Consider the following 17,195-nt stretch of genomic DNA (forward strand, 5'->3'; position numbering starts at 1 on the left):
GGTATTCAAATTTAGTCTTCGGATCTCCGGCACCGGACTTCCGCCTAAAATCTACTTCAATAAATGTGGCTCTACTGCTTTCCGCCAGATGGCGTAGCCCTTAGCATTCATGTGCAGCATATCTTCCACAAAAAGTTCCGGTCTTAGTTTTCCATCTTTGGTTAACATTAAAGGATAGACATCAACGAAGGTAGTATTGGCTTCACTGGCAAAGAACTTTTTAATCAATGCGTTAGATGCTACTGCTTTTTCTTTAAACTTATCCCGGCTCGGGCTCGGTTTAATTGAAATATAAACAATAGGCACCGTTGGTAGTTTGGTTCTGATGGCTTTGTACAGGTTAATGGTACGGTTGAGTACTGTATCAGGTGTTACCGTTTCATTTGGCAGATCATTTTCGCCAACGTACAGTACAATCTGTTTTGGCTGATAAGGAAAAACTACATCATTCAAATAATAGGTAATATCATTAATCACTGCACCGCCTATACCGCGGTTCAAAGCATTGTATTTGGCAAAAATCTGCATACAATCATCCCATTTGCGGATGGATGAACTACCTACAAAAAGCACCGGGTTTACAGGCGGTTTATACATCTGATCGTACTTTTTAATTACCTGTACATCATCCCAGAAATTGGGTTTCTTTTGGGCAAAAGTGGTTATGGTAAAAAGAGAAATTAAAAAGAAGCTTAAAAATATTTTTTTCATACCAATCAGGTTATAAGGTCGACAATATACCAATATCCTGTTTTTTACAATCAATTCAATCAAATTTATTACGCGGTTATTCAAAACCTAACAGATTCCAAAGAAAAAATCGTCATTGCGAGGAGGAACGACGAAGCAATCTTTCATGCGGGTGTAAAATTGCAATAGTGACCCTTACCATAAAGATTACTTCCCCGAAAATCGGGACAGGCTGTCGACTGAAAAAGCCTTCCCGCAATGACGATGATAAGAAGAGACTTCATTTCTGGCTTCCCTCCCGCTGTCATCCTTGAGGAATAATTTATGGTATAAAAATCAATAGGAGTGACGTTTTTTCCTTCGCACAAGTCTTGCCTCGGCTCACCGCCGCCGAAGGGCTCTTACTTTTTGGCATCAAAAAGTAACAAAAAATGCCGGCTGAAAATTTATTCATCTGTTGTTATATTTTTCAGCTGCATTCATGAGGGCTACGCCGTTTTCTTTCAAAGCCAGTAGTAGGGCTTGGTCAGTGAAGCCCGAAAAATTTATTAGGCCGGATTTAAATAGAACGGTGATACAGTGCTAAGGCCTTGCTAGATGGAAATACATGATGCCACAGTACATTCATTAATAAGTAAGTATGAATTAACGTCAATGGTAACTCGTCGAAGGATCTTTTTATGATAGGTTACAATCCAAAATTAATGATTGGTAGGGTCTTCGAATCCGCTCTCCGTAGGAGTCCTTTGGACAGACTGACAAAAAATTAAATTTATCGTCGGAAACCAGCACCGAACTTTGTAAATAAACCTGATTGAAATGGAAAGCCCGCAATCCCGATTCTTCATCGGGAGAGGACTTGTAATGGAAAGCAGGACTACCGGCTGCCAAGACCTGCTGCCCTTTCATTTTCAAAAACCACTCAACGCAATCTATGGACAAGCGACCGGATCATCGACTCCGTTCACACAAACAAACAATTAAATTTATCCACTAAAACCAGCACTCAACCTTTTAAATTCAAACGATAAAGCGGCAATGTGCGCCAGTTTCTGCCCGGTAGAATGATCGTCATCATTTACGTCCATGCCACCAATGCCCGATAATGCATCAAATGTCACTTCATTACTCAGATTACTCACAATTTGTTTAACCAGCAATGGATCGGCCTGCTCCGGCTTATGATTAACAGAAAGGTATACTGAAGTGATAATGGCATTAATCTGATATATGACCGACTGTACCCCATACAAACCATTAAAATCGATATGCTTCCGCATGGGTTCCTGGCTGGCCGATTCAATCGCTTCGCTTAGGGCCGACAAGCTTAAATTGGCATTTTTTCTGGCCATGCGCGATTGATTTTCATCCCTATCCATCCGGTTTTGTATCGCTACTTCAAGGTAGTGAATGCTGGCTTTAGCCGCATCCAGGATTTTAGCCCTGAGCTGTTGGCTGTCCCAAATCGGGAACAAATAGGTAGCAAAAATAGCAATTACACAGCCCAGTACGGTGAAGATAATCCGGTCGTGTACAATATGGTCGAAATGGCCCTGATAACTGCCCAGGGTTAAAATAACCGCGGGGGTAATACACAACACACTTACCGTATAGTTTAAACGGTTAAAGGCATAAAACCCCAAAAGAAAAATAACTGAAAAAGACAACAGCACCGCCGGACTCTTCACAAAATAGACGATGATCAGCCCGATGACAACGCCCCCCATACTCCCCTTTAAACGCTGTAAATTCCGTTTCCAGGTGATGGAGAATTTAGGCCGTGCGACGATAACCAGTGTTAAAAAAAGCCAGTAGCTGTATTTACTGGGCTCAAGCTGCCAAATGAGCAGAAAACCAAACAGGAAACAAATGGCCAGTCGCAGCGAAAACCTGAAGATGGGCGATTTTAAGGTCAAATGTTCTTTAATGGAAAAGCGATCGCCGGTAATAAATAAGGGATAGGCAATAGTACCGCTTAACTCTTGCTGCTCCTTTTCTGGTACACGCTCGTTGCCCCGTATCATTTCGATAATGCGCACAATATCGTTCATGTTCGAAAGCACCTTTAACACAATTTTTCGTTGGTTTTCGTTTAAACGTTCCAACTCTTCCAATAACATGATGCGTTTCTGCTGATACTCGATGTTTGTGGCTACTTCTCCTCTATAAGCCTTTGCCGAGCGCACATGCCTGCCCAATTGTTCCAGCTCTCTGGCCAATAATCTAATCAAGCCGGCAATCAGTTGCAGACTGGAACCAGTAGCCAAAGTTTTGCGCACTAAAGCATAATCATAATGTACCGCATTCAACTGTTCATATAGATCAATCAGCAACCTTGCCCGCTCTAACAACAACCGGCCTTTTGGATTATCGGGATCCATAGCATACTTATCGGTCAGCAACAAATTGCGGATCAGCTCATGTTTCTGATTTACCTTAATGTGCAGTTTTATCGCTTCTTTCTGTTGCAGATCGAGCGGAACATCCACATCGTAATTCTTCGCTTTGGCATTTAGAAATACCGCGCTGCTCATCAGGCATTCGAAAATGGCATGGTGAAGTGAACGGTAAGGCCGCAGCAAGGTTTGGATCAAACTGATCATATAATACCAAACCCCGCCCACCAGCATATAACTGCTAAAATAAAGTGGATTTGCAGGGTGAAGCCCCATCACAAAGGCACATACAATTAACGCCATGGTGCCGATGAGCGAGAGTTTCTGCCCATATACGGCAAACATCGAAAAGCTAAACGCGGCAATGACCACCACAACAGCGGTAAAGTAAACATCATCTAAAACCGACGAAACCACCAGCGTAGTCGCGAAAAAGACCAGGATACTCCATAGTGCAGTTTTCAGTTTATTCAGTCGGTTATCGGGCAAGTCGGTTAAACTGATCAGCAAAGCACCAACCCCGATTCCTTTAGCGGCCTCAGGATTGCCCAGGTAAAAGAATAAAATAATGGGCAATACCACGGTAATGGTGGTGCGCAGGGCATCAGAAAAATACTCACCCAAAAAGAAATACGAAATGGTAGAGCCGATGCTGTTTTTGCCCATGAATAGGATAATGAATGCGGATAAAATGTTAAACGCCGCAAAGATAAGATATTTATAATGCATGCATAGCAAATGATTATATAAAACCAGATACCGATTTGTTCTTTGGACTTTAGAGGAGTAGTTATATGTACATAACTTAATCTTATGATTCTACTTTTGTAATGGCGCTGTATATTAGGGGAGGAAAAGGGAATATTAAGATACCTAATAAAATATTTTTTCTATATTGCTGACAAAATATCGCTCTCGATAATGCAAAATCCCTTAATTATAACCGGAAAACCTCTTGAAAAACTTATTACACTCATTGGTGAGGGCATCGGTAGTTTATATGAACCAACAAAAATAAGACGCAAAGCAGATGCCGAAGCATATCGAATTGAAAAGATGGCAGAAGCTAAAGCAAAAGGTCTAATTATTTCATCTAAAGCTGAACTAACAATAGCAGAAAAGGCTCACAATAGGATATTGATTCAGGAGATAGATCGTCAAATAAATATCGAAGATATTGCACAAAAGACTGTAAAGTACCTCAAAGAATCGGATGTGCTTGAGGATATCGATCAAGATTGGAAAACCCGTTTTTTCAATAAGGCAAAAGATATTTCGAATGATGAAATGCAAGAGATATGGGCAAACATTCTCGCAAATGAAATAAATAAACCTGGAAAAACAAGTGTCAGAACGCTAGAAGTTCTAAGTAATATCTCTCAAAAAGAAGGTAAAATATTTGAAACGTTTTGCTCATTTTCTTTTGATCACGTTGGAATTTATCACCCTCCAGGAGGTGAAATTTACAAAAAATTTGGATTAAGATATTCTGATTTGCAAATCTTAAGATCTGCCCGTTTAGTACATTCAGCTGACAATCTTGTGTCTCCTTTGGCCTTGTATGAAGGTGTTAATGGCTGTTTCATTTCACGTGGAGACAAAATGTATGTTCTTATTCCCGGCACAAATAAAGACTTAACTTTTGACGTGACGCAATTAACCGAAGAAGGCTTAGAATTAATGAACATCATTAAAACACCGAAAGATGATTCGTATTTTAATTCTTTTTTAGCTGATTGTAAAATAAGTCGGAAGATAGAATTCAGGGAAGCAACGGATGAAGATTTAGAATATTTAAGGCCAAATTGTTAATATCAACTATTTAAGCTTACTTAATACATCGAATAGTCAAGCGAGCCAACACATCTATATTAAAAAATAAATATTGAAGATGTTAATAACAATTACTAATGAAAATAATAACTGTTCACGGAATAAGAAGAACCAATCGGTGGTATGAGAATTTACCCACTTTTCAAGAAGCTAAAGATCACAACTTGGAAATACTCTATTTTGACTATGGTTATTTCAGTTTTTGGAAATTTGTAAGAAAAAAACATAGGGAAAAAATCCTCGAAAAATTTTGCAGTTTTTATAGTGAGAATATCAAAGACAATAAATTTCCACCGTCAGTTGTTGCTCATAGTTTTGGAACTTATATTGTTTATCAAGCAATGAAAAAATATGATGTTATTAAATTTGATAAGATTATTTTCTGTGGCTCAATCTTAAATGAGAAAACAGATTTTAGACCTATGATAAAAAACAAGCAATTTGCAGTATTAAAAAATGATCATGGCTCACTAGAATGGTTTCTCAAATACACGAGAAGGATTATTGATAAAGATTGTGGAAAAGCAGGTAAAGTTGGTTTTACAGATATTCCTTTAGATAATATCAATTTTATTCAAAACTATGAAAGCTACAAATCACATAGTGAATATTTTTTGCCGATGCACATGAAAGAGAACTGGATGAAATTTTTCATAAATGGATTAAGCAAATTTTCTTATAATCATGAGTTATTAAGACCTAATATCATAGATAGAATTTATGAGAATATTGAATTAACTGCAGAGCCTTTTTTAGTAAATTCAATAAGCTTTTTTGCAAGAATCGACACAGATGGTAATTACTTCGCAAAGTACACAAAAGAAGGAGTTAATGAATCCAATACGACAATCGAATTTCTAAAATTTACAACAACTGCCGATGGTTTTCATGATGCAAATATTATGAATTTTTTAGCATATGATAAAGACAATAAGAAACTTAATGCATTGATCGAAAAAGATATAAATCACCAAAAAGTTTTTAAAATATATTTGAATAATCCTGTAAAGTTTAAAGAAAGTATTAACATTAAGTACTATTTCTGCTGGTATAAAACAATGAATTTAAAAGGTGATACGGATCATTGGAGTATAAAAAATATAAGAAATATTAACATTTCATTGAATTTTCCTCGTGAATTACTTTTACCAAAAATTTTGATTATTAAAAATAAAAATGTAATTGATCAGCTTATACCAAATAAAAAAATTGAAAGGGATAATACTTATACTTATTTTGCTAAATATGAAAATCTCGATAATAATGATGGGGCAGTATTCTATTTCGAAAATAGTGTTAATGACTCGATTCTTCAAGAAAAAAAAACAAAAAATAGCGAGTTTAGTATTAGGGGAAGAAAGGATAATTATTTTATTACAAAAGCAGCAGATAATGACATAAAAAACATATATAATATTGAAATTGATATAGAGCATGGAAATGCAGCATCAGAAGAAACACTAAACAACAGACGTAAGATGTTTAATGACGGTTTTTTAGTAGTAAAACAAAGAAAAAACAATAAAATAGTTGGATACATTGAAACAGTTATCTGGAACGAAAAAAAATTTGAGAAGTTTGAAGAAATATCAAACTTTCCTTTACACTTTAACATAAATGGCTCATCTCTATATGTAATATTCATAGCAGTTGATAAAGGGTTTAGAAGAATGGGAATTGCAACGAGGCTATTAGCTGAAGTTGAAAATATAGCGAAAAGGAACAACGTTTCAGTAATTAGATTGGTTGCTAAAGATCAAGTTCTTAGTCTATATGAAAAAATGGATTATAAACAAATAGAAGAATTGCCTAATTTTCTTAAGGGAAAGGTATATAAGTCAATATTAATGGAAAAGAGAATTGGCTCATAACACTTTGCTAGCTTAAGTGTGCCCACAGATCTATCGCAAGTCTTAGCGTCCCAGGCTGATGCAATTGCCTGGCTTGTGCCTTATTTAAAATTTAGGTGCGTAAATATTTTCTAAAAAGATTGCTTCACACCAACTCACTACCCATACCCTTCGGTTCGCAACGACATTGCCGAAGAATAACTATAATACTCATTCTAGCGCAAGTCTTAGCGCCCTAAGCCGGTGCAATGGCCTGACTTGTGATTTATTGAATTTTGATAAGTAAATAAAACATCTAAAAAGATTGCTTCACTCCACCTCAATACCCATACCTTCGGTTCGCAATGACGATTGGCCAACGAAGAACCATAAACAGAACAACATATACTGGGCTGTCTTTCAACAGCCCAAATATTTTAATCTCTATACCCATCCCTAAAACTATAATGCGTTTGCGCATTACAGATTACATAATCAATAATTTCGATGTTTAGCTTTGCGCAGGTATTAAAGCAGGTACTTACAAAAAGTTCATCGAGAGGGTTAACCTTAATGCTTTTCACATCGCAATAGTTTAACACCAGTACACCATAAGCATTACAAGCGAATGCTAAGCCTGCCATTTGCTGTATGCAGTTAATGGGTTTTACCTGTTGCTTTAGTTTGTGCCAGCAAAAAACCTCGTGGTTTTGGTTTACAAAGAGCACATACCAATCGCAGGCTTTACCAGATGATGGTTTGCCGCGGAGCTATTTTAAAAATTGAGTTGAATTTTGGGCCAGGTTTACGTTAACTGGCTTTTTTAGTGTGCAATAACTAAACTCCAGTTTAGCTAAGGTAATTTGATTTTTTGTTAGATGCATTTCAAAAAAATTAAATAAATGCCTAACTGTGTTCGCGACATAAATATAGCAAAAATTTATAATTAAGCTGCTTAAAAAATTTATTAGAAGAAGAATTTATAGTGTATACTGATATGTTAATTATTGGAGAGACCCTGAAATAAATTCAGGGTGACGATCACCTTCGATATTCTGCTAAAACGATTGCTTTACGCCACCGCAACAGCCCTACCTTTCAGTTCGCAATGACGAAATTTTTCAGACTGCTTTCTTTGTGCTCTTGGTGGTAAAGCACAAAATCATTAAGATTCCCGCATGCACGAGATCCGACAACTATCGGATGACGGACGAGTGGAGCTTAATAGAAGATCAACCCAAATTGTATTCTCCTATCACTTGCACGGATCACCAAATACTTATATCTTTAATTCGACGTCAAATTTAGTACGAAGTAAACCTTATATAGCTTGATACCGACCGATACTATGCCTTTAGAAGAAGAAATTGTTAGAAAATATATTGAAGCCTATAACAACTTTGATGTAGACAATATGGTTGCAAATTTTGATGAAAACGTAGTTTTTGAAAATGTTGAGAATAACGAAACCAATATGTCACTAAAGGGTATAGCTGCTTTTAAAGAGCAGGCAGAACAGGCAAAAACATATTTTAAAACAAGGGAACAACGCATTAAATCAATCAAACATACTGCACAGGAAGTAGAAATAGAAATTGATTATCATGCCGTATTGGCTATAAACCTTCCCAATGGTCTTAAAGCAGGCGAGGCACTAAACCTTTCGGGCAGATCGGTCTTTTTATTCGAAAGCGGTAAGGTTATTAAATTAACGGATATAAGTTAGTATTGAATTGATGATAATTTAAAAAACTATGGAAGCTATTTTTACTATCTTATTTGAACTAATTATCAATCCGTTATTACTGAAATGGACGATAAAAAGAGAACAACGCAAAAGACTATAACTATGGGAGTTCCATTTTAGCGTAAGCCCTTAGCTTGATTTAGATTTAGGATATAAATACTTAACTACTAAGATTGCTTCACGCCACTATTACAACCCTGCCCCTAAGTTCGCAATGACGTACTCTTTCAGACAAACTGATTCGCCCCCGTACTGCTTCGTGCCCTCTGCGCTTCTTTTCTTCGTGCCCTTTGTGGTTAAAAAAATGCGCCTAAACTTCTGACCCCGGTTACCCGACTCCCGACTAATTTACCCTTTCCCAAAACAATTGCCTTTTAAAAAGGATTATATAAGCACACCTATAACCATTTGATATGAAAACGAAAATAATAATTTTAATAGCCACCTTTGGCCTAGCATTGTCAGCCTGTAGTGGTAAAAAAGCTGATCAGGAAAATGCCGATAGCATGTACAAATACACCGACACCAACAAGGTGATTGATAGTACAAAAACTGATTCAACAGCAGATTCGACTACCAATGCCCCTGCTGATGTAAAACATTAAAGGTAATAAACAAGCAAAAGCGCTCATGCCGAAAAGTATGGGCGTTTTTTTGTGAACTAACAAACCAATCTTCTTAAGTTATACTAATTAAAGATTCTTCACTGCGTTCAGAATGACAACATCTAAATTCTGCAGATCAAATAGATAAATGTAGAAGTCCGAAGATCAGGTTGCAAAAGAACAGCCGGCAAACTATCTGTTTTATACACCTTCCATCTTTAAGCTGTGTTAAGAAAAAGATTCTTCACTGCGTTCAGAATGACAATATTGATTTCCTGCAGATTATACAGATATTCGCAGATTTTTCATTACCAATTGTTAGTATGAGCATAGTCAAAGACCACCCAGCTCTGTGCCTTCTGTGCGTTTCTCTGTGATCTCTGTGGTTAAAAACGCGATTACTCCATCAACTTCTTTTTAATCCCTTCCGTCAGTTTTTTCACTTTCATATAACCTGCGGCTGTACTGTTCCTTTTATCGAAGTTAATTTCGAGCCAACCCTTTTTAGCTTTAAGGTTAAACTTATCGCTGCCATTTAAGTTTACAGACAGATCGATATGCTGATCCAATGGAAGTTCGTTGTTTAAAGCACTGTCGAGGTATTTCTCCAGTTTATCTGTTTTACTTTCGGCGTAATTTGCTTCAAATTTAAAGTCAGATTGGTTGTCTATCGTGCTTACCGATAAATGTCCTTCACCACCATTGCAGCCAAAAATTAAAGCGACAACTAAAATTGCGATGCTGTAAAAGATATTTTTCATATTGAAATGGTTAATTGTTTAAATTGGTTAACTGGGGATTTGCCTCCCAAACTTCTGACCTCTGACTTTCCGGACTCCGGACTAAAAACTCAAGACCCTGGACTTCAAACTCACGACTCCGAACGCCCAACTCCAAACTCCCTTACCCTCCCGCTCTGTTCTTAATATCATCTGCCGCTGTTTTACGGTTTTGGTTCGACTTTAAATTCTGGTTACCAAAGCTATAACTGACATTGAACGAAGCCCTTCTGCTAATGTAATTGTTCTGGACCCTTAAATTCACATTTTGATAATCCAATGTACCTTTCCAGTAATTGGTCTGGAAGATATCATCGACATTTAACCTAAGTTTTAAAGCTTTGTTTAAGAAACTTTTTTGTACGCCCATATTTAAGGCATTCTGATAAATAATAGTCCGTTCCAAACCACGTACCCGGGGAGAATTTAACCAGAAATTGGTTTCCAATGTCCAGTTATCAGGCAAAGTGATGGAGCTGCTGATGTTAACATTATACGATACTTTACTCAACATAAAAGGAGCTCCTTCTAAATTATCATCGTTGAATTTGTTATAAAATAAACTAAAATTGTTCTGGAGGTTCCACCATTTGGTAATGGCCAAAGGAAAATATAACCCAGCTGTATAATATTGTCCGCTGCCTATGTTGCCCTGTCCAACCGTAACAATCCTGGTGCTATCGTTTTGCGCCGTTTTACTATCCAAAATGAGGTCTTTTGTTTTTGAATAACCCAAAGAAAATGATAATCCACTTTTATAATTATAACTCACTTCGAAATTATTGGTAAACTGAGGTTTCAAATACGGATTGCCCTGTTGTATGGTGTAAGGATCCATGTAAAAATTAAATGGATTTAACTGCTGGTAATTGGGGCGATCTATCCGCCTGCCATACGAATAACGTAAATTACTGCTCTCCGAAATTTTCTGACTAACAAAAACTGTTGGGAACAACGATAAATAATGCTGTTTTGCCACAGTATTATTGGTTACCGATGTACCCGTAGATTGAGTGTACTCTGCCCTTAAACCTGTCTGAACCTGCCACTTGCCCATATCCTTTGATAAATTCGCATAAGCGGCGTTTACGTTTTCCTTATAAATAAAATTATTGCTCTGTCCTACAATATTCTGCCATTCGTTATTGAGAAATGCCGACGACAGAAAATCGTTATTGGTTTTTACATAAGTACTTTTCAGGCCGGTTTCCAGTTTGGTCGTTTTTGATAATGGCCAGGTAAAATCGGTTTTTGCCGCATAAATATCAATGGCTGTTTTACTATCATTTTTAATGATGGTATTGTTGTAAATCAGCCCTTTTTCGTCGTAAAAATTGGTATTAAAATTTTCCAGTCCCGAATAATCAAAACCAGAAAAATCGGCATCGAAATTTAAACTCGCACCTTCCTTTTTAAAATCGTGTCTGATATTAAAATTTACACTATAGTTTTTGTTTGGCGTATTGGCATCAGAATACTGGATCAATGAATTGTTGCTTACTACACCAGCCTGAGTTTCGTTTATAAAGGTTTGAGAGAAATTATCCAGTTTCCGCGTACTGCTACTACCGTCAAACATCACCCCGATGGTCGTTTTTTCATTCACAAAATAATCAGCACCCAATTTTGCGGCCAGGCGCGATCCGGTATATAGTTTTTGGAAATCCTGATTAAATACACTCTGCAAACCATTTGCATTGGTACTTCGATCTAAAAGTAAATTCGAAAAATTATTATTCTTTGAAGCATTTGCATTGGTGTAAAAATTCCACTTTTCTACGCGGTGATTTAAATTAAAATTGAACTCCGATCCGTAAATATTGGTAGGCAAATTAGCCCTTATTGCATTACGATAGGTTGATGAAACGCTTCCGTTTGTACCAAATGCCTTATTCTTTTTCAGTTTAATGTTGATAATTCCTGAATTACCCGCCGCATCGTATTTAGCTGATGGATTGGTGATAATTTCAATGGTTGCAATCTGGCTACTGCTTAAGTTATTTAGATAAATAGTTAAATCAGCAGCTGATAAAAAATTGTTCTTTCCATCAATCATTACCGTTACACCTGATTTATTGTTCAATAAAACCCGTTCATTTTGCCTGTCAATCTGTACACCAGGCGCTTTTTCTAAAATCTCGAGTGCGGTACTACCTGATGAAACAATACTGTTTTCCACATTCAGCACGGTTTTATCAATCTGGTGCTCAACAAAAGGTTTTCTACCTTGTACGCTCACTTCTTTCAATTGTTTGGTTAAGTTCTCGATACTGATTGCAGGTAATTTTAAATCTCCCTGAAGCGAAAAACGGTCTGTCTTTTTGTTTTTAAAACCAACGATCGAAACCGAAAGTATATAATCGCCACTTTTTAACTGCTCAATATTAAACTCTCCGTCTATATCAGTGGATACACTTTTGGCGACAGTGGTATCCGGATAATTCAGCACCCGAACCACCGCAAATGGCACCGGAACGCTTTTTTCATCAACGATTTTGCCCGTAAGTTTATTTAATTTTTGGGCAAAAGAAGCCCCACACACCATCAGGCATGCAATTAGCGTAAATAATGTTTTCATGGTTTCTTCTTTTTAGGTATGCTTTTATCCCGTCTGCATTTTATCGCCATTGCGACGAGGTTTTTAAATTTCTCGTAGCAATGGACTTTATTTTATCATAGCTTATTAATAAGCGATTTGTTATGTTAATGCATTTCCACCCAACTAGGCCAAAACACTGTATCTCCGTTCTACTTTATTCCGGCCTAACAAATTTTTCGGGCTGCACGCTCCTTGCCATATTACTGACTTTGATAGAAAAATTTTCAGCCGGTGGTTTTTGTTTCTTTTTGGCAGCAAAAAGAAAGAGCCCTTCGGCGGCGGCGAGCCGAGGCAAGGCAAGGACGAGCTATTGGTAAAACTTCATTCCTATTAAAGTTTAAAACCCGCTAGCAATGCTATCATTCTTCATTCCCAACCCCTAACTCTCCTTTAACCTCCCTGATCCGGTTTGAAACAGAATCCTGATAAATCACATCATCAGTTTTATTCTTTTGCAACAATTCTAATTCGTATAATTCTCCTTTTAGCTTTTGTTTTTTTAACGCTTCTTCCTTTAACTTGGCAACACACTTCAAACCATCATCGGTCATGATCCATATGCTAGAATCGTTGTGATCATTTTCGCTGTCGTTACATTCCCAGGTCCAGTAGTTATTAACGTAACGGTAAGCATCCTGCTTTAAAATTAGTTTTGTACCCACCGGGATTTCCAGATTTAACCTTACTTCCTGGTTTCTCCAGATGGTTCCCTTTCTCAATTGAAACCGCGGACTAAAAATCAGTTCAGAATCTTTTACTACATAATTGTAGCTAATGTTCTGCGCATTTTGCAACGCGCTTTGAAAGGTTTTACCCTGCGATTCATATTTCTGTGTTAAACGGGTAACACCAGTTTCGCTTTTATTAATGTCGATACGGATGTGGTTTGGCGAAACAAATGGCCCATCTTCAAAATCATCAACTACAATCTGGTGGCGGTTGTTCGCATCAATGTGGTAAGCCACGCTATCTTCTTTGCTGAAATATTTACTTTTATCGATATTGATGGTATATACCGGATAGGCTTTCAGGTCAGTGGTTTGTGTTAACTCTGCATGTTGTTTAAATTCTGATGAAATCCTGGCTGCCTGATAACCGGTTACTGCCACACCTGCCAGCCAGATAATCAACAGCGCGAAAGAGAGTGTTTTATTTATGGCCTGTTTATTAAAGGCTACCCTGATCGAGAACAATACCAAAGCCAAAACCGGCACAAAACATACAATAAATGCACCAAACAAAATGATTCCTCTATTGCTTTCGTTGATAATGGAGAATGGAAAATATTCATAGATGCTGGCATCCCAAAACCCCTGAAATGCAGCTGTACCAATAATTAAGGCCAGTAAAAACAATATCCCAAACACCACGATAAAGCCAGCAATTACTTTAAAAATTACCTTTCCGGTACCTGAAATAAAACGGCCAAGCCATTCGAAAAACTCACCGATAAAAATGCCTAAGCGTGCAAATATAGGCTGTGCATGTTTATTTACTTCGCCTAAACGCTCTTTAACAGCCTGTAATTCTTCATCCAGGTTCTTTTGAAAACCCTGAAGGTTTGCGGGTTCGCCTTTCATCTCCATTTTTTCTACACGTGATTTTGCTTTAGGCATAATAATCCAAAGCAGGGCATATACCAATATGCCAAATCCACCAACAAAACTGATCAGCAAAGTAGCCAGCCTGATCCATTTCGGATCTGCGTTTACAAAATGTGCAATACCCGCACAAACTCCTGCTACCACGCGGTCGTCCATATCGCGGTATAGTTTTTTCTCTACATACTGGTGTTGGTAGGTATTGTTGATCACTGGTTGCTCTTCGCCTTCTTCAGCTGTATCAAAATCCTGCACCCGGCCCATTTGCGCAATTACCGCGTTTACATTGGCCGAATCTACCACCTGTTTCTTCTGCTCTTCCAATTGCTCAGTCAACAATTCGGCAATCCTGTTTTCAATATCCGTTACAATTTCGAGATCATCTGCATGATTGGCAAAATAGTTTTTTACTTCGTTTAAGTAGGCTTTTAAGCGCTCGTAAGCACTTTCTTCAATGTGAATAATTGTGTTTCCTATATTGATGATGATGGTCTTTTCCATTTCTTTTTAGTAATTATGAATTGGCTCCTTTTTGTGAAATACCTACGGCATAAGCCAGCTCCTGCCAGGTTTGATCTAATTGTGATAAAATGCCCCGACCATCTTCGGTTAAGGTATAATATTTACGCGGTGGGCCTGAGGTAGACTCTACCCAGTTGTAGCTTAACAAACCATTGTTCTTAAGCCTGGTTAATAATGGATATAATGTGCCCTCAACCACCAACAGTTTTGCCGACCTCAATTCGGCAATAATATCCGAAGCGTAAATTTCGCCCCGAGAGATGATTGATAAAACACAGTATTCCAGAATTCCCTTCCGCATTTGCGTTTGCGTATTTTCTGCTATCATATAACAAAGATATATGTTTTATATACTACCATGCAATACATAGTACTAAAATAAATCAAAGCAAATACACAAATAATTGATTATCAATGATATAATTTTAAATAAAATTTTGTGCTTTGAAAATAATTCCTAAAAAGCTGAAAATTTTTACTGTTTTTTAGAAAAGCAAGGTCCTGTAATACTTCGGTTTTTGCAGCCCTGCTATCACCTATAGTCCCGATTAGATAGATCTTAAATACAAACATTTACTTAAATCGGGAGCTATTGGGTTCTATCAGGTTTAGGTGGAGAGGTTTGGTATTACTATTTTGGGTTTTGGAACAGCCTCCTGTAAATAAACCCGACAGAGCGGGTAGCCCACATAATGAATTTTTCATATTGCGGGTAGATGGATCTTTTAGGCATTTTGCTAACTGACTTTTAACAAAGCACAGGTTTTAGCGAAGGACGCCGTCAATTCCAAGTGGCAGAAGGATCAAAAAAACAGACGCAATACAGAACAAATGGCACCACCAAACCTGAAACGCAGTGGTTTTGTGTTCATAAACGAAAGTTTAATGTTACGAAGGAATTGAACACAAAACAAAGTGCCGCTGTTTTTTTGATGAGCTTGGGGCAGTGTGAAGCCACCTTGTTGGATTGACAGAGCGCTTTGGGTACTTTGGCGCTCCAAAGTACCATGCCCCTGCGGCAAAGAGCAGTAGAAAAATTCAAAATGCAGAAGTTAGTCATCTAATTAAATATATAAATACTATAGATTTAATATATTTTAATAATTTTGCAGTGTCTTAACTTATTTTCATGAAGAAATCTATTGCCAGCATCGTTGCCGAGGCAAATGAAAGCGGCGAAGGAACGCTTAAAAGAACCTTAGGTCCCATCAACCTGATTTTAATTGGTGTTGGATTAACACTTGGCGCCGGTTTATTTTCCATTACGGGTTTGGCAGCAGCCAATCATTCCGGTCCTGCGGTAACCTTATCATTTGTAATTGCGGCTTTAGGCTGTGGTTTTGCTGCGCTTTGTTATGCAGAATTTGCCTCCATGATCCCTGTTGCAGGCAGCGCCTATACCTATTCTTATGCCACCATGGGCGAGCTTTTCGCCTGGATTATCGGCTGGGATCTGGTACTGGAATACTCTGTAGGTTGCGCTACAGTAGCCATTAGCTGGTCGCAGTATTTAACCCGGTTTTTAGCCAGTTTACATATTTATCTCCCTCCGCAACTAACCTTATCTCCTTTCGAAACTGCTAAACTTGCCAATGGCTCTACTATTAATGGTATTATTAATATCCCTGCAGCATTGGTTGTGGTATTAATGACGGCCATACTGATCCGCGGCACCAAAGGCTCGGCTATTGTAAACGGAATTATTGTGTTTCTTAAAGTGGGCGTAGTTTTGGTATTTATTGCACTTGGCTGGCAATATATCGATCCTGCAAATTATCATCCTTATATTCCCGAAAACACAGGAACATTTGGCCAGTTTGGCTGGAGTGGTGTATTACGCGGCGCAGGACTCGTATTTTTTGTGTTTATCGGCTTTGATGCTGTTGCCGCTTCGGCACAGGAAACCAAAAACCCAGCAAGGGATTTACCGATCGGCATTATTGGTTCATTGGTGGTTTGTACGGTTTTATTCGGATTGTTCGGTCACGTCATGACAGGCCTGGCCAATTATAAAGAATTTGCCAATAGCGGTGCACCGGTAGCTATAGCCATCGAAAAAACACCTTATGCCTGGTTAAGCCAGGCCATTATTTTAGCCATCCTGATCGGCTACACATCAGTCATCCTGATCGATTTGATGGCGCAATCGCGAATGTTCTATTCCATCAGTAAAGATGGATTGTTACCAAAGATGTTTTCTGATGTGCATACAAAATTCAAAACGCCATACAAATCAAATACTATTCTTTGTTTATTTATCGGTTTATTTGCTGCATTTGTACCGATGAATGTGGTAGGCGAAATGACCAGCATCGGTACCTTACTGGCCTTTTTAATGGTTTGTGTAGGTATCCTGATTTTAAGAAAAACAAATCCTGAAGCTAAACGCCCGTTTAGGGTTCCTCTGGTACCATTAATCCCAATTTTGGGCATTTTAACCTGTATTGCCATGATGGCATTTCTACCCTGGGAAACCTGGTTGAGGCTTGCGGTTTGGCTGGCAATCGGATTAGCCATCTACTTCGGCTATGGTAAAAAGAACAGTAAATTAAACGCTTTAGAAAAACAGGCCGAAAACCCGTGATATAAACATT

The 17,195-nt window shown here is 37.9% G+C and carries 12 protein-coding genes; 5 read left to right on the forward strand and 7 right to left on the reverse strand.

Annotated features, from left to right (window positions below):
- Positions 1-51: 51 nt before the first annotated feature.
- Both ABEG20_RS15110 and ABEG20_RS15115 read right to left on the reverse strand, forming a co-directional pair.
- Positions 52-711, reverse strand: coding sequence for a GDSL-type esterase/lipase family protein (locus tag ABEG20_RS15110; protein WP_406824124.1), 660 nt, complete (start codon positions 709-711; stop codon positions 52-54).
- Between the two features lie 965 nt (positions 712-1,676).
- Positions 1,677-3,752, reverse strand: a complete 2,076-nt coding sequence (locus ABEG20_RS15115; RefSeq protein ID WP_406824125.1) for an FUSC family membrane protein — start codon at positions 3,750-3,752, stop codon at positions 1,677-1,679.
- Between the two features lie 255 nt (positions 3,753-4,007).
- Here ABEG20_RS15115 and ABEG20_RS15120 point away from each other — a divergent pair, with 255 nt between their 5' ends.
- Complete coding sequence (locus ABEG20_RS15120) at positions 4,008-4,898, forward strand: DUF2806 domain-containing protein (RefSeq protein ID WP_406824126.1); 891 nt, start codon at positions 4,008-4,010, stop codon at positions 4,896-4,898.
- 98 nt (positions 4,899-4,996) lie between these two features.
- Positions 4,997-6,790 carry a GNAT family N-acetyltransferase gene (locus tag ABEG20_RS15125; protein WP_406824127.1) on the forward strand — a complete coding sequence of 598 codons (1,794 nt, stop codon included), beginning with the start codon at positions 4,997-4,999 and terminating at the stop codon, positions 6,788-6,790.
- Positions 6,791-7,185: 395 nt separating this feature from the next.
- Here ABEG20_RS15125 and ABEG20_RS15130 read toward each other — a convergent pair whose 3' ends face one another.
- A complete protein-coding gene (locus ABEG20_RS15130) occupies positions 7,186-7,392 on the reverse strand; it encodes a hypothetical protein (protein WP_406824128.1) in 207 nt (68 codons plus the stop codon).
- A gap of 704 nt (positions 7,393-8,096) precedes the next feature.
- Here ABEG20_RS15130 and ABEG20_RS15135 point away from each other — a divergent pair.
- Together ABEG20_RS15135 and ABEG20_RS15140 are read left to right on the forward strand one after the other, a co-directional pair.
- Complete coding sequence (locus ABEG20_RS15135; protein ID WP_406824129.1) at positions 8,097-8,474, forward strand: nuclear transport factor 2 family protein; 378 nt, start codon at positions 8,097-8,099, stop codon at positions 8,472-8,474.
- A 434-nt stretch (positions 8,475-8,908) separates the two neighbouring features.
- Entirely contained in the window at positions 8,909-9,100 is a 192-nt protein-coding gene (locus ABEG20_RS15140) for a hypothetical protein (RefSeq protein ID WP_406824130.1), read from the forward strand.
- A 398-nt stretch (positions 9,101-9,498) separates the two neighbouring features.
- Here the strand turns inward: ABEG20_RS15140 and ABEG20_RS15145 are convergent, their stop codons facing one another.
- From ABEG20_RS15145 to ABEG20_RS15160, 4 genes are all read right to left on the reverse strand, one after another.
- Positions 9,499-9,861 (reverse strand): hypothetical protein, encoded by a 363-nt coding sequence (locus tag ABEG20_RS15145; RefSeq protein ID WP_406824131.1) that lies wholly within the window; start codon positions 9,859-9,861, stop codon positions 9,499-9,501.
- A 142-nt stretch (positions 9,862-10,003) separates the two neighbouring features.
- The gene (locus ABEG20_RS15150; RefSeq protein WP_406824132.1) at positions 10,004-12,457 is read right to left on the reverse strand and encodes a TonB-dependent receptor domain-containing protein; all 2,454 of its coding nucleotides are present in this window, start codon (positions 12,455-12,457) and stop codon (positions 10,004-10,006) included.
- Positions 12,458-12,837: 380 nt separating this feature from the next.
- Entirely contained in the window at positions 12,838-14,580 is a 1,743-nt protein-coding gene (locus ABEG20_RS15155; RefSeq protein ID WP_406824133.1) for a PspC domain-containing protein, read from the reverse strand.
- Positions 14,581-14,593: 13 nt separating this feature from the next.
- Complete coding sequence (locus ABEG20_RS15160) at positions 14,594-14,929, reverse strand: PadR family transcriptional regulator (RefSeq protein WP_025145298.1); 336 nt, start codon at positions 14,927-14,929, stop codon at positions 14,594-14,596.
- Positions 14,930-15,730: 801 nt separating this feature from the next.
- Between ABEG20_RS15160 and ABEG20_RS15165 the strand changes: the two genes are divergently transcribed.
- Entirely contained in the window at positions 15,731-17,185 is a 1,455-nt protein-coding gene (locus tag ABEG20_RS15165) for an amino acid permease (protein WP_406824134.1), read from the forward strand.
- The last annotated feature ends 10 nt before the right edge of the window (positions 17,186-17,195 follow it).

The organism is Pedobacter sp. KACC 23697, assembly GCF_045348445.1.
GTDB lineage: Bacteria > Bacteroidota > Bacteroidia > Sphingobacteriales > Sphingobacteriaceae > Pedobacter.

Coding starts and splice junctions, on each gene's coding strand:
- ABEG20_RS15110 (WP_406824124.1), bottom strand. CDS start 711: ATGAAAAAAATATTTTTAAGCTTCTTTTTAATTTCTCTTTTTACCATA.
- ABEG20_RS15130 (WP_406824128.1), bottom strand. CDS start 7,392: ATGGCAGGCTTAGCATTCGCTTGTAATGCTTATGGTGTACTGGTGTTA.
- ABEG20_RS15145 (WP_406824131.1), bottom strand. CDS start 9,861: ATGAAAAATATCTTTTACAGCATCGCAATTTTAGTTGTCGCTTTAATT.
- ABEG20_RS15115 (WP_406824125.1), bottom strand. CDS start 3,752: ATGGGCAAAAACAGCATCGGCTCTACCATTTCGTATTTCTTTTTGGGT.
- ABEG20_RS15140 (WP_406824130.1), top strand. CDS start 8,909: ATGAAAACGAAAATAATAATTTTAATAGCCACCTTTGGCCTAGCATTG.
- ABEG20_RS15160 (WP_025145298.1), bottom strand. CDS start 14,929: ATGATAGCAGAAAATACGCAAACGCAAATGCGGAAGGGAATTCTGGAA.
- ABEG20_RS15150 (WP_406824132.1), bottom strand. CDS start 12,457: ATGAAAACATTATTTACGCTAATTGCATGCCTGATGGTGTGTGGGGCT.
- ABEG20_RS15120 (WP_406824126.1), top strand. CDS start 4,008: ATGCAAAATCCCTTAATTATAACCGGAAAACCTCTTGAAAAACTTATT.
- ABEG20_RS15165 (WP_406824134.1), top strand. CDS start 15,731: ATGAAGAAATCTATTGCCAGCATCGTTGCCGAGGCAAATGAAAGCGGC.
- ABEG20_RS15125 (WP_406824127.1), top strand. CDS start 4,997: ATGAAAATAATAACTGTTCACGGAATAAGAAGAACCAATCGGTGGTAT.
- ABEG20_RS15135 (WP_406824129.1), top strand. CDS start 8,097: ATGCCTTTAGAAGAAGAAATTGTTAGAAAATATATTGAAGCCTATAAC.
- ABEG20_RS15155 (WP_406824133.1), bottom strand. CDS start 14,580: ATGGAAAAGACCATCATCATCAATATAGGAAACACAATTATTCACATT.